9 protein-coding genes and 1 pseudogene are annotated in these 13,421 nt (G+C 37.6%); 4 read left to right on the forward strand and 6 right to left on the reverse strand.

Annotated elements, in window-relative coordinates; all coding sequences use genetic code 11:
• Window positions 1-274 precede the first annotated feature (274 nt).
• On the forward strand, window positions 275-1,471 hold the full coding sequence (locus QFZ72_RS22465) for an IS110 family RNA-guided transposase (RefSeq protein ID WP_307437946.1): 1,197 nt from the start codon (window positions 275-277) through the stop codon (window positions 1,469-1,471).
• Window positions 1,472-3,331: 1,860 nt separating this feature from the next.
• Here QFZ72_RS22465 and QFZ72_RS22470 read toward each other — a convergent pair.
• Complete coding sequence (locus QFZ72_RS22470) at window positions 3,332-4,024, reverse strand: DUF554 domain-containing protein (RefSeq protein ID WP_307437948.1); 693 nt, start codon at window positions 4,022-4,024, stop codon at window positions 3,332-3,334.
• Between the two features lie 126 nt (window positions 4,025-4,150).
• Between QFZ72_RS22470 and QFZ72_RS22475 the strand changes: the two genes are divergently transcribed.
• On the forward strand, window positions 4,151-5,014 hold the full coding sequence (locus tag QFZ72_RS22475) for a LysR family transcriptional regulator (RefSeq protein ID WP_307437950.1): 864 nt from the start codon (window positions 4,151-4,153) through the stop codon (window positions 5,012-5,014).
• 378 nt (window positions 5,015-5,392) lie between these two features.
• Here the strand turns inward: QFZ72_RS22475 and QFZ72_RS22480 are convergent, their stop codons facing one another.
• From QFZ72_RS22480 to QFZ72_RS22490, 3 genes are all read right to left on the reverse strand, one after another.
• Window positions 5,393-6,364 carry a DMT family transporter gene (locus tag QFZ72_RS22480; protein WP_307437952.1) on the reverse strand — a complete coding sequence of 324 codons (972 nt, stop codon included), beginning with the start codon at window positions 6,362-6,364 and terminating at the stop codon, window positions 5,393-5,395.
• Window positions 6,365-6,370: 6 nt separating this feature from the next.
• Window positions 6,371-7,036, reverse strand: a complete 666-nt coding sequence (locus QFZ72_RS22485; protein WP_307437954.1) for a GntR family transcriptional regulator — start codon at window positions 7,034-7,036, stop codon at window positions 6,371-6,373.
• 765 nt (window positions 7,037-7,801) lie between these two features.
• Entirely contained in the window at window positions 7,802-8,656 is an 855-nt protein-coding gene (locus QFZ72_RS22490) for a hypothetical protein (protein WP_307437956.1), read from the reverse strand.
• 654 nt (window positions 8,657-9,310) lie between these two features.
• Here QFZ72_RS22490 and QFZ72_RS29630 point away from each other — a divergent pair.
• A pseudogene (locus tag QFZ72_RS29630) lies at window positions 9,311-9,403 on the forward strand (small, acid-soluble spore protein, alpha/beta type); the annotation flags it as partial.
• A 348-nt stretch (window positions 9,404-9,751) separates the two neighbouring features.
• On the opposite strand, the gene QFZ72_RS22495 reads toward QFZ72_RS29630, so the two are convergent.
• Window positions 9,752-10,669, reverse strand: a complete 918-nt coding sequence (locus tag QFZ72_RS22495) for a response regulator (protein WP_307437958.1) — start codon at window positions 10,667-10,669, stop codon at window positions 9,752-9,754.
• Entirely contained in the window at window positions 10,666-11,904 is a 1,239-nt protein-coding gene (locus tag QFZ72_RS22500) for a sensor histidine kinase (protein ID WP_307439944.1), read from the reverse strand. The genes QFZ72_RS22495 and QFZ72_RS22500 overlap by 4 nt, the downstream gene beginning before the upstream one ends.
• A 223-nt stretch (window positions 11,905-12,127) precedes the next feature.
• Here QFZ72_RS22500 and QFZ72_RS22505 point away from each other — a divergent pair, with 223 nt between their 5' ends.
• Complete coding sequence (locus QFZ72_RS22505) at window positions 12,128-13,414, forward strand: cation:dicarboxylate symporter family transporter (RefSeq protein WP_307437959.1); 1,287 nt, start codon at window positions 12,128-12,130, stop codon at window positions 13,412-13,414.
• Window positions 13,415-13,421 lie beyond the last annotated feature (7 nt).

A 13,421-nucleotide genomic window follows, 5' to 3' on the forward strand; every position in this document is an offset into this window, starting at 1 on the left:
CATTTTTCTTCATTACAGGAATGCTGCCCTTTCGTATTATAAGGTCAATCAGTTAATTCTGGTTGGCCTATTTTTTTTAGGTTATGTTTAAGTAGCCGGGGGAGGACGTTCCTGCCCTTGGGACTAGATCCCGTCCGTTATACTGTCCACCCCCTACTTGCAGAAACATGTTTGAGGCTGGTTGGGACAAAGATCCCGTATAACAAGCGAAGCTATGAAACTGTAAGATAGACAGGGGCTACCGGTAAATTTATACAGAGGAGATGTGATAAAAATGAATCCAGTCATTGGCCTGGATGTCGCTAAAGGAGAAAGCCAAGTACAAGCATTTCTAGAAAAGAAAATGCCTTTCAAAAAATCTTTTAAGTTTAAGCATAATAATGAAGGCTTAGGTGTGTTTAATGCTTTTTATGAGGATGTTAAGCATACAGCAGAAACAGATCCTGTTGTAATCTTTGAGTCTACTGGACATTATCATGAACCTATACTTCAATTCCTGGAGGAAAGAAGGATCACATACTATCTTATTAATCCAGTAGTTTCTTACGAAACAAAAAAGACAGGCCTTCGAAAAGTAAAGACAGATCCCCATGATGCTAAACATTTATGTGAAATTTACTATAAAGAGGATCTAGAGACCTTTCATAGGAAGAGTGTTAGAACAATGAATTTAAGAAACCTATCACGGCAACATGAGTCTTTAACAAAAAATCATGTTCAATTAAAACTACAGTTCCAAACCATTCTTGACCAGGTGTTCCCTGAATATAAAAGTGTGTTTGGAAATGTATATTCACCTGTGTCACTAAAAACATTACTTCTATATCCGACTTCCAAGGATGTATTACAAGTGAAAACAGAAGAGTTGGCTAGTGAAATATATAATCTAGGAGCGAATCGATCGTATTCTTGGTGTATGGGTAAGGCAGAAAAACTTAAAGAAGCAGCAGTTAAGAATCCCTTCAAAGAAACCTTATATAAAAGCCATTTAGTCAGTATTAATATGTATATGAATTTACTTCTTCAGCAAAAAAAGTATCTGCTAATCCTAGAGGAAGAAATTGATCAGCTTGCACAGGAGTTTGAAGAGTATACAATCATTCGTTCCATTCCCGGTATTGGAACGAAAATCACCGCTACTCTGATTTCAGAAATTGGGGAAATAGATCAATTCAGCAATCCTAAAAAGTTAGTTGCTTATGCAGGCATAGACCCGAGGATATTCCAATCTGGAAAGTTTAAAGCGTCAATTAACCGAATTACGAAAAGAGGATCTACGCGGCTTAGACAAGCCTTATATACAGCCGTTCAATGCGGAATAACGAGAAATCGAAACGCAAAATTAAAAGAATTTTATGATAAAAAAAGAAGTGAGGGCAAGCCTCACAAAGTAGCAATTATAGCCTGTGCCAACAAGCTCTTACATTGGATTTATGCAATCCTCACACACAAAGAGACATTTAAAGTATAAAAATGAGTTGAAATAACATTTTTTACCATAACTTCAAACTAACATTTGAAGTCTCTTTGTCATGCCTAAAATTATTATAACACGGTGACTAAAACTAATTTAGTCAAAATGTATTGACTTATATTAGCTGGTATAATGGAATAACTACATATTCAAGATGCACTAACTAATTTCCTTACTTCAGAATCTGCCCGATTCAAAAAGGACGCCTTCTTATTCAAGAAGTGCGCCCTTTTCTGGAATACCTAAAATATGATTTCAATCTTAAAATCAATTAATTCTTCTTTCACTAGTCGAGTAGAAGGGAACCTTTCTACCTTGCGGTAGATTGTGTTCCTCCCCCCTCACAGAACCGTGCTTGCGCTATTTACGCACACGGCTCCTCCTAGTTACCATTCACACAATGTAGCTAATCTCTTAGATTCAGATTTTGCTAATTCTGCTATCCTTAGTAGTTTTGTTTCCATTTATCCCTACCTCTGAGTGTAGTAAATGTTTCCCTAGTAAGGCTGATAACTGGTAGCTAGCCTTTCCTCCATTGGCATTACCCAACTTCATTGGTACTACGCTGCTATCCGACTCCCTACCCAGCATTTGGTTTCCTTGCTTTTTATCGCTTGTACACCATACTCTTCTAACTAGAAAAGACTGGTAGGGTCTCCCGAGTTGCCGTATCATATCGATGTGTAACGTGCCAAGGTCTCTGACTCCAGAGAGGTTCTATCCATCTTGCCCTTAACGAAGGATAAAATATAGCTTTCTGCAGTGCGTAAAGCATCAGCCCTCTCGATTTACTAACATTATGGAGCTCTATCCCTTCAACCATTTGGCTTTCGGCCCGCCGTCGGGTAGAAAACAGGCGCGCGCATATGATAAAATCACGTTTCCTGTAGCCCCCCTACGATCCCGGACGGTCGGATTTCCCGAGTCCGGTTCTGACCTTGGTTAAATCACCTACAGGCCTTCCCATACAACCGCAGGATTAAATGTCGGTACACATATTCCCCCATCATTTGTAGGTTTACTTGTAAGCTAGTTTAAACATACTTTATAGCTCAGAGTCTATTATGCTTAAACATTCCAAGTGCCCAGAGGTCCTTCGCTCCATCATAGGTGTTACCTTGATAGAAGTGTAATTTCCTTACACTTAAGAAGGCATTACCCTTCTCTCATCGCTACTACGACCTCATGCGCCAGTCCTAAATCTTCCTATCAACTTCTATTAGCCTCATATATGATAGGTCTTTATTGGTTTGAACCATTCCAATTTGAAGTAGGACCTTCCCGTCGTTATCTCTGAGAATCTTTCCCTAGATGCTAGAACCCGTGCCCCGGCTGCCCTTACGGTGCTTTTGACCGTTTCTTCCCGTAAGGCATCGGTCTTCCCCCGTTAGATAAAGGTCGACGCTAAGCATATATCCCTCGAAACAGTTTCTTAGAGGGGCGTAGATTTCGGGACTGCAGTATTCGTTAAATCCTTCTGGCCTCTAGGTTTGCTCGCCACACAGACTGTTCCGACCTTATTCTCTCAGTGTAGAATAGGCCGCCGTGACTTTTACTTCCAAGCAGAACGTGGTTTGTTACCTCCCCACGCATTGGATATGCTAGTCATCCGAATTCGGCCAATTGATGACAGGAGACTTTCACTCCATAAGATTCTCAGCCTTGACGGCTGCTCCACCTAACTGTCTACGCTTAAAGACTAAAGTTACCTTTAGCCCTCCAAGACTCGCTACGAGCGAATGGCTAGTTCTTACTCGACGGGAATCCCACCCGCTATATGATACGACCTAGGCTCGGCCGCACACGCCCCCGTTAGTTTAAGTACAAAATTTCACAATCTTTTTTTCTAATGCTTACTTAGATTATTGAAACAAGCAGTGCAGTCACTACTATTCCAGGAAGAAGATTCGCTACTTTGATTTTGGTAATCCCTATTAAATTTAAACCGATAGCAATAATCATTATCCCACCAGTAGCAGTCATTTCTAGAATAAAATGATTCATTAAAGCATGAGGAATAACACGTTCAATTTGGACTGCAAAAATAGCAATTGAACCTTCATATAAAATGACAGGAATTGCGGAAAATAAGACCCCAATCCCAAGTGTTGTAGTTAATATTAACGCTACAAATGTATCTATAATGGTTTTTGTGAATAACACATCATGATTACCCCTAATGCCACTATCTAAAGCACCAATAATACCCATTGCTCCAACGGCGAATACTAAAGTACCTGTTATAAATCCTTGAGATATACTTCCCTCTTTACTTGAGCCGATTTTTTTCTCTATCCAGCCTCCCAGATTTGTTAGTTTATCCTCTAAGGCAAATAACTCACCAATTACTGCACCGATAGCAAGACTTAAAATTACGATAAGGAAATTCTCACTTTTAATTCCCATTTGTACTCCCAGGACTATAATGGCTAAACCCATTGCATTGATGACAGTGTTTTTCATGCTATCTGGTATACGACGAAGTAGACTGCCTAATAAAGCACCAATACATACACCTATTCCGTTTACTAAAGCCCCCATTAATATCATTTTATTTCACCTGTCCATTTCTATGTAGTTGTGCTTCCTCAAATTATAGGAGTAAACTACATATAAATAAAATCAAAGTTTTTGATACTTATTATGAATAAATTTTATGGATAGGAATGATTTGAAGTGAGTCTTGCCAAATATGAGGTTTTTAACACTGTTGTTGAACTGGGTAATCTAACTAAAGCTGCGGAGTCATTAAATTTAACTCAGTCTGCTGTTAGTTATTCTATTGCAAATCTTGAAGCTGAACTTGGATTCACTTTACTGATTAGGAGTCGGTCTGGAATTACTTTAACAAACAATGGGCAAAGAATCTTAAAATATATACGAACGATTCTACATTGGGATGAAAAAATGAAGCAAGAAGCCGCCTCTATCAACGGACTTGAAATTGGTTCAGTTCGGATAGGGGCATTTACTAGTATTTGTATCCAATGGCTTCCTGGATGGATGAGGCATTTTAAACAAGAGCATCCCCACATAGAAATTAAGATTTATCAGGGAGGCTATCAAAACATTGAAGAGTGGATTACTAATGGTGTTATAGATTTTGGTTTTACTACTTTACCTACATTAGAATCCTTTGAAACGATACCCCTAAAAAAAGACAGGTTGTGTTGTATCCTTCCACACAATCATCCTCTAAGTAATCAAGATAAAATCCGTATTGAACAATTAGAGAATGAAGCCTTCGTTACACTAAAATCAGGTCATAACCACGATATAAAGCGTGTATTAAAAGAGACTGGTGTTACTCTCAAAAACAGATTTGAAATGGCTGATGACCAAGCTATTATAGCTATGGTGGAAAATGAACTAGGTGTAAGTATCATTCCTGAATTAGTTCTGCAAGGTATGCCGCATAAAGTTAGGGTTCTTAGTCTAGAGCCAGAACAGCATCGATTTATCAGCATTGCCGCAACATCTCTAAAAGAAATCTCTCCTGCTGCCAAAAAGTTTATTGAGCATTTAAAAACGATGTTCTAATCATATAAATTTTGTTCATGTAAGGGTTTTATAAAGTTAACAAAACGCCAACCTCATACTTTTCAGGGGTTGGCGTTTGTATTATTTTTTTATAACTTTTATATCGGCATTCGGATTCTGAAAAAGCCTGGGAAATGCATGAAAAAGTAAGGCTTAATGCAAATTCTTCTTAAACTAAACTGCCCTTTTCTGGAATAAATTAAATTTCAAGAGGCACCCTTTATATTCCTTCCTTACTCAGAAATTAGCCCTTTTGAATAAAGAAAGAGCACAATTCTTGCTGCAGAATTGCGCCCGATTGTTGAAGATCAAAGGCTGTTGAAGCCGGCTCGCACTTATTGAACATTAGCACCCTTTGTAGAATAAGAGAAAGATTATTTAAAGATTCACTGACTGTTTAAAATGACTTTCCTCTTTTCTATTTGAAACATAACTATGCAAAATCATTCCAAGAATGACGATAAAAATACCGCACCAAGATAATGGAGAAGGAATTAGTATCGACAAAAATATTAGTTCCCCAGCTAATGCAAAAAGCACTTCCATTGATTGCGTTGCTTCAACAGAAGCTAACTTTTGCATATTTCCCCTTACCATATCTGTTGCTTTGAAAAATAGGACAGTAGCAATAACTCCAGAACAAAGTGCCACCAATAAAGATTGAATACTCTGCCCCCTACTTGGTAATCCAACGGTATAAAAGCCATACAAGGAAAGTAAAAACCAAAATGGAAGACTTGCCAGTGTCATTCCTAACACCCTTTGAAAGGCATCTAAACGCCCTTCACTCACATCCATCATTTTACGATTCCCTAAAGGATATGCAAATGATGCTATTAGAACGGGGACAACTCCTAGTAATAGACTTTCTAAAGAAAGTTGTTTTGCATGTTCAATTTGCATGAGAACAATACCTAACAGAATGATAAGTGACATGATAAGACCTTTAAAGGGAATTTTCCCTCTTATCTGTAAAGGACCATTCTTTGTGTATATCGTTTCAAAAAATAACGGTGCAAGTAAAGCACCTGAAATAATCGTAATTTGCCATGTTCCAGCGATAAGCCAACCAGGTGAATAAGCAGATGCAAAACATAAGGGAGCATAGAATAACCCAAATCCAACAAAGCTCCATAAAAGCCATGTTCCTGGTCGTTTTCTCATTTCGTTTAAGAGTGGTCGTAAATTTTTTCTAATTATTACAATACACAAAAGAAATGGGAACATAAAGATAAATCGGAGCGAAGCACTCCAAATCCAACTACCACCAGACAACTCCATAGATGCATTGAGTACAAATGTAAAAGCAAAAAAGAAGGCTGCACAAATACCTATTAAAATTGGTTGCAACTGCTCTCACCTCGGGTCCGTTTGTTGTGTTAGTAATTCGCCAAGACTTAGCCAGTTTTCTTCTACAAGACGGACGACTATTTCGTAATCCCGATTTTTACAAGCAGATATAATTTGATTGTGTTGCTCAATCGAATGTAAGCCTTTTTGCGTAGTAAATTGTGAAATCTCTAATCGTTGAATTTTAGGTACACTCCTGTCTAATGCGAATACTATTTCAGGGTTCCCAGCCACATCTAAGAACACCTTGTAAAAAGCTTCATCTGTCTCAATCGCCTTAATAACATCACCTTTTTCAATTGAAAGTCTAAAAGTCTTATTGCTAAACTCTAATTCTTCAATATCCGTTTCCTTCAATAAAGGACATGCAAGTCGAGCAGCTAAAGCATGCAAAGCTGCTACAACAGTAAATGCATGTTTCGCCTCCTCTAATTTTATTGGTGCTACGCGAGTAGATGATCCTGGAAGTGACTCAACAAGTGCTTCGTCTTCAAGTCTTTTAAGTGCTTCCCTAACAGGGGTACGACTAATTCCAAACTTCTCTGCTAATTCTTTGTCATTTAAGCGTTCTTCTGGGTGTAATTCCAAGGTGATAATCGAATTTTTTAAAGTTTGATATACTTCATCTCTTAATGACAAACGTTTAATTGGTTTTATAATGTCTTTTTTCATAAAACCAATATATCGCATATTGGTTTTTCAGACAAGTATTACTTATCTTATTCAACAATCTGGCCCTTAACATAAAGAAAGAGCACAATTCTTACTGCAGAATTGCGCCCGATTGCTGAAGATATTAAATACTTAGTTGTTGAACTAAAGACACCCGTTAAATAATAAAAAAAGAAGATAGGTCGCCCTCGTTTTACTTCTTCTCTACGGATTTTAAATTTTTTTTAATACAGGGTTTTGATATCCTTTGTATAGTGTTTAGCTTCCCATTCTATTCTTAGGTCTTGTTTTGATAAAATTTATAGCTGTTTTATCATTTTCACTCTCACCAAAACCAATAATTTTGTTTATCATCTTTTTGACGCGTGAAATAATTCATTTTCAAGTTAAAAAACAGCTGTTCTTATAGTATCCCCGATTTCGTCTTTAGTTTTTAAATAGTATAAGGTTGATGAAATTTATGTCTCCATTTTTTCACACCTTTATTCTCATGATAAACTTTAGAGCGAGTAATATAAAAAATATATTAAGAACTTTTTTGATGTGACTTATTTAGAAAGATTCATTCGGAATGTTATTTAAAGTGACCTATAACAAACTTATCTAACCATTACAGACGAAGAGTTCGTTTGACCACAGATTTACCTTGATATGAACATTTTCTCGACTTACCGCATTTACCGATGCAAAGGAGAATAAAGTGATGAGCAAAAAAAATTTGACAGCAAATAATGAATTTATTTTCATGGGTACTTACACGCCCTTTTATCTTAAGTCTTTATAGAGGGATTCTTGATCAATTAGCCAACGATCAGTCAAACTTTCTCTTCTGATCATAAAATGGACTATCTTCTTTTCTGCACCTTTTCTCTTTGTATAAATATTTACTTGGGCTGGTATTTCAACTAGTAGTAGTCCATTTGTATCTTTAAATGGTGGTGCTGGGAGGCCACCAACCCCAAAATATGTAATACCTTTTATAAATTCATCAAAACATTTAGGACAGTCAGAATCCGAAATAATCAGGTTTAATAATTTTTTATCCTCTTGATTAATGGCAACAGTAAAAATATTGATGAGCTCATAGGGACCTACCATGTTTAAATATTCATCCATCTTACCGGCTGCTTTCAATATCATTAATTTATGAAAGAGATCTTCGTTTTTCAAACGATGTGTAATACTTCCAAAGAAATGGACACAAAAATGACCAGGAAAACCATTTTGAAGAGCACCATCACCATGTGGCATTCCATGCATAGAAGCAGCGATCATTTGATCATTGACCAACACAATGACGGCTCTTCTTTTCCAGCTCCATTTACCATTATAGATTTTCTTCATGATCTGAGTATCTTCTCTTGTTAACGGTTGAACATCGGCATGTTGATTCCCGGCTCTTCGTTGAACCTTAAATTGTAAGCCTGTTTCAACATCTATAATGGTAAACTTTGTTTTATTAGGAAGGATCTCATTCACTTCCTCCCAAGGCAACATTTCGATTTTAAAGCTAATCGGTGTATCTTCATCTTCCAATTCATCTGCATATGTCAAATGGTTAACCATACAGGCTAATATAAAAATAACGATAAATATTTGGCAACATGTTTTATTACTCATTTTGGTTTCTCCTATGTTTATTATTATTTTTACAAAGCATAACCGTTAGATACCTTTAAATATTTGGAAAATGAAAGCCCTCCTAAGCTTGAAGGACATACAGGGAAACTCCAATAAGATACAACTTGAATCAAAATAAGCAAATGAAACCGTTTTGCATATATTAAATACTAGTGTGAAAAAATAATTAAACCATTTCGTCTATCTATTCCTATCGTCCCCCTTGTTAAAAAAAGGGGACGATAGGAATAAAGTTGTTACTATCAACAAACGAAACGAACAAAAAAACTTACCACTATTCAAGAACTGTATAAAGTCCAAACAATTTTATAAAAACCAGCTGTATGTTTTCCTTTATTTACTACATACCCTTAGTAAACAACCTTTTTTGTTCAGTTAACATCAATTTTGTTCGGTAAAGAACTTTATTTTCAAGTAATACAAGTTATTCCATTAAATGGCCCGATTGTTGAATAGTATGACTGTTTAAACATCTTTATTGTCATTCAACAGAAAATTTTATACTTAGCACATATAATTAATGGGTTAGCAAAGCGGGTAAAGAGCAGTCTATGGTGCAAATCCAACATAACCTCAACACTATTTAAGGAGTTAATTCAGGTGATAGGAAGAAACAACATTGGTGATGAAGTAATGGTTCCTGGATCTCAACAAGCAATTAATTAAATCAAGTATGAAATTGCTCACGAATTTGGTGTGAACTTAGGTGCTGATAGAACAAAAAAGAACACGATCTCTAATGATCATGCTCTTTATTTATTTAATTCTAAAATTATCGAGTTCTTCTTCTGTTAGTTCAGAAGGCTTTTTTCCTAATCAACCTTAGTGTTTATTTTCAACTTAGGGTCTGGTGCAAACCGAGCTTCATACAAAATGAATGGTTTTTCTTTTTGCATGTCAGAGTCTCAAGTGACGAGAACTTCCCCCATCTATTCGAATATGAAGGTTTCGGTGAAACCCCTAGTTTTATTGTTCGTTTCTGAACATGTTGTCAAGCAACAACTCGCACACCTTTTTACAACATGACTGCAACACTTTTATATCCCTGCAATTTGCAAGAAACAAATTTATTTTCTAATCCACCAACTGCTGTGCTTCTAAATAGAGCGATTGAATGAATTTTTTCATATTGATTCGGCTTTGATTGGTGCTTCGTTCACTTTTATCTTCAAGCTCCAACATTTTCTTACGGACTTCCGAGAAATCGAAAAATGTGGATGAATACGCTTCGAATTTTGGATTCGTGTAATCTGTTAACCCTAATGAGGCAATATAGTTGAGCGCCTGGTAAATAGCTCTGCGAACCCGTTGTTCGGAGGCTTTCATTTCTTTTTGTATTTCCGCCTCGGCAGCCTGTTCACCAAGCTTTTTTTGGGCATTTCCATAAAATATTTCTTTTAGAGGCGGAAAGATGCAGGAGGATCCGAACTTTTGTTTATCATCCTGCAGGAATTCTAAAATTTTCATCAAGTCTTCACTGCCGCTTTCTCCGATCATCCCTAAATCCGAAATCAATGAACGGCCTGCTTCGATTATATTTTTTGTATGAGAAGAGCTGGATGGCGGCGACTGAAGACCTGTAAATAATGTTAACGATTCTTGAATGCCTCGAATTGATTTTTCCAGAATCACACGCTCGTTTACCTTTTTTAACACTCCTGCTATTTCAAGGCGGTTTAACGGCTTTGTAATGTAGTATTCTGCTCCTAAGCTATATGCTTCCCCTATGAGCTCCTTTGCCTCCATTTGAGAAATCATCACGAATTTCCCCTGGAATTCAGAAGAAAGAACACGAATTGTTTCAATTCCATCCCTCTTTGGCATCAGTAAATCCATGAGCACCACGTCTACTTTTTTGAGCGCAAGCTTCCCATTGTCCACCAATGATCCGTCTTCTGCTTCACCCACCACTTTGCCTAAATCCTCATCCTCAATCATGTCTGTCAGCATCGCTCTAATAGCTGGATCATCGTCTATAATGAAGTAATTCATATGACCTGTCCTTTCTGTATCATCGCATCAATCGGAAGCCCGATGAAAAATGTGGTTTCTTTATGACTATCTATTAGCTTAATATGTCCGCCAAGCTTGTCAACAGTTTGTTTCACATACGAAAGTCCAATGCCTGTAGAAGGATTGCCGCGAGAATCATATTTCGTTGTAAACCCCTCCTTAAAAATAACTTCTTTCAGCTTTTGCTCAATGCCTGGTCCATTATCACAGACATGAAATTCTACCATCCGGTCTCTTCGAATGACATACAACGATACATGTCCCTCTTGTTCAATGGCTTCCACCGCATTTCCGATCAAGTTATTTATCAATGATAAAACCATGTATACTTGATATGGCGGATGTTCTCCTTCCACATGCAGAGAAAACGAAACGTGTTTATTTAATAACTCCGCATACCTTCTATTTGAAACAAACATAATGTTACTCAGCTGCTCAATGTTCATGTAGTCCTCTAGCTTTTCAGAGTCCATCAACTTTGATAGTCCAGCATAAATCCGCTGATTATCTTTTTTTATTTCATGCACGAGACCTGCGATTTGCAGTGCTGTTTGGGCCTCATGGCCATGAGAATCTCCCGATTTCAACCTGCGATAAAAATCATAACATTTATGGGTGATTTCTTCTGCATTTTGCATCGTTTTCTTAAGCTGAACAGATTCCTCATACAAATTTGAAATGAACAGCAGCATTTGCTCGTTTTGTCTGCGTTGCTCTTCCTCTGCTAATTTTGCTTCTCTAAGTTTAATAATGTTAAAAAAACCAAGTACAAAAAAACTTCGAATAAACGCGATAAAGATAATCTGTTTGATTGCGTGAAATGAAATGGTCTTATCCGCTAACGAGGATCGAATCGCCATTTCCGACAAGCTTGCCCCAAATTCAATGACCACGCCTAGTAATCCAATCATAAACGGCTTGTTATGCTGCTCATTCAGCTTTGTAATATGAAAGATGAAAGCGTACATGGCGTAATAAAGGAATACAGGAAGATGACGGTAGATTGCCTCTTCAACCGGTATGTCACTGATGATGACCGCCAGCAAAAACCGAAACATAAACACACTTGTCCCAGTTAAAATCCCTGCAATATACGTGTGAATACTCCTGTTCCATAACAAAAACAAGAAAAATGCCGGTGTCCCCAGGCTGACACGGAATGCATCATTGAACGGATAGAATTTAAACTCTCCAGCGAGCGGTACGGCAATCATCAACAATAAAACTGCTAAAATTCGTTCCTTCAGGTTCGGACACCTCCATACAAAACAAAGTACAAACATTACACATTGTACTCAAACCTTTGGATAGTTGAAACAGTTATGAGAAAATTTTTTATTTTTTTATAAGTATTTGTAGGTTTTGGTATGATTCAGTAGGTTATTGTAGGTAACCGCTTACACTAATATTAGTAATAGACTTGAAGGGGTGGATTGGATGAAAAAACTAAAACTTGGCTTAGCTTGGCAGATTGTAATTGGTCTCATTTTAGGAATCGCGGTTGGAGCTGCCTTTTATGGAAATCCAAATATTGAAGGATTCCTCCAGCCGATTGGAGATATTTTTATTCGCTTAATTAAAATGATTGTCGTGCCGATTGTCGTCGCAACATTGATTGTCGGTGTTGCCGGCGTGGGTGATATAAAAAAGCTTGGAAAACTTGGCGGCAAAACGATTCTATACTTTGAAGTCATCACAACCATTGCGATTATCGTCGGGTTGCTGGCTGCAAACATTGTACAGCCTGGTGCAGGCATTCAAATGAATGAGTTAGGTACGACCAACATCGATCAGTATGTCGATTCAGCCAACGAACAAAAAAGTCATGGAATTGCCGATACTTTCGTTAATATAGTACCTTCGAACATATTTGAGTCCTTAATGAAGGGCGATATGCTTGCGATTATTTTCTTTTCAATTTTGTTTGGTCTTGGGGTAGCATCACTCGGTGAAAGAGGGAAGCCCGTTTTGACATTCTTTGAGGGAGTTGCCGACACCATGTTTTGGGTGACAAATCAAGTAATGAAGTTTGCACCGTTTGGGGTATTTGCCTTAATCGGCGTCACGGTTTCAAAATTTGGTCTTGCTTCCCTTATTCCGCTTGGCAAGCTTGTAATAGTGGTATACGGTGCCATGATTTTCTTCGTATTGATTGTATTAGGATTGGTTGCAAGATGGTGCGGCACCCATATCTTTACACTCATGAAAATCTTGAAAGATGAAATGGTACTCGCTTTTTCTACCGCAAGTTCAGAGGCGGTGTTGCCAAAACTAATAGAAAAAATGGAGCGCTTCGGTTGTCCGAAAGCTATTACGTCTTTTGTCATTCCGACAGGGTATTCTTTTAATCTGGACGGCTCGACGATTTATCAAGCGATTGGAGCTTTATTTATCGCACAAATGTATGGAATTGACATGTCTATTCCAGAACAGCTCACCCTTGTGTTAGTTCTGATGGTAACTTCAAAAGGAATCGCCGGCGTGCCTGGTGCCTCATTTGTCGTGCTCTTGGCTACGCTCGGCGCAATGGGACTGCCGATGGAAGGATTAGCTTTTATCGCAGGTGTGGATCGTGTATTAGATATGGCACGAACGGTGGTCAATGTTATAGGAAACTCTCTTGCGACCATTGTAATGTCTAAATGGGAAGGTCAATTCAATGAAAAAAAAGCGCAAGATTATATCAAATCACTTGAAGCCAGTAATCAAACAAATGTAGCATAATCTTTCT

This window comes from Bacillus sp. V2I10 (genome assembly GCF_030817055.1).
Taxonomy (GTDB): domain Bacteria; phylum Bacillota; class Bacilli; order Bacillales; family Bacillaceae; genus Bacillus_P.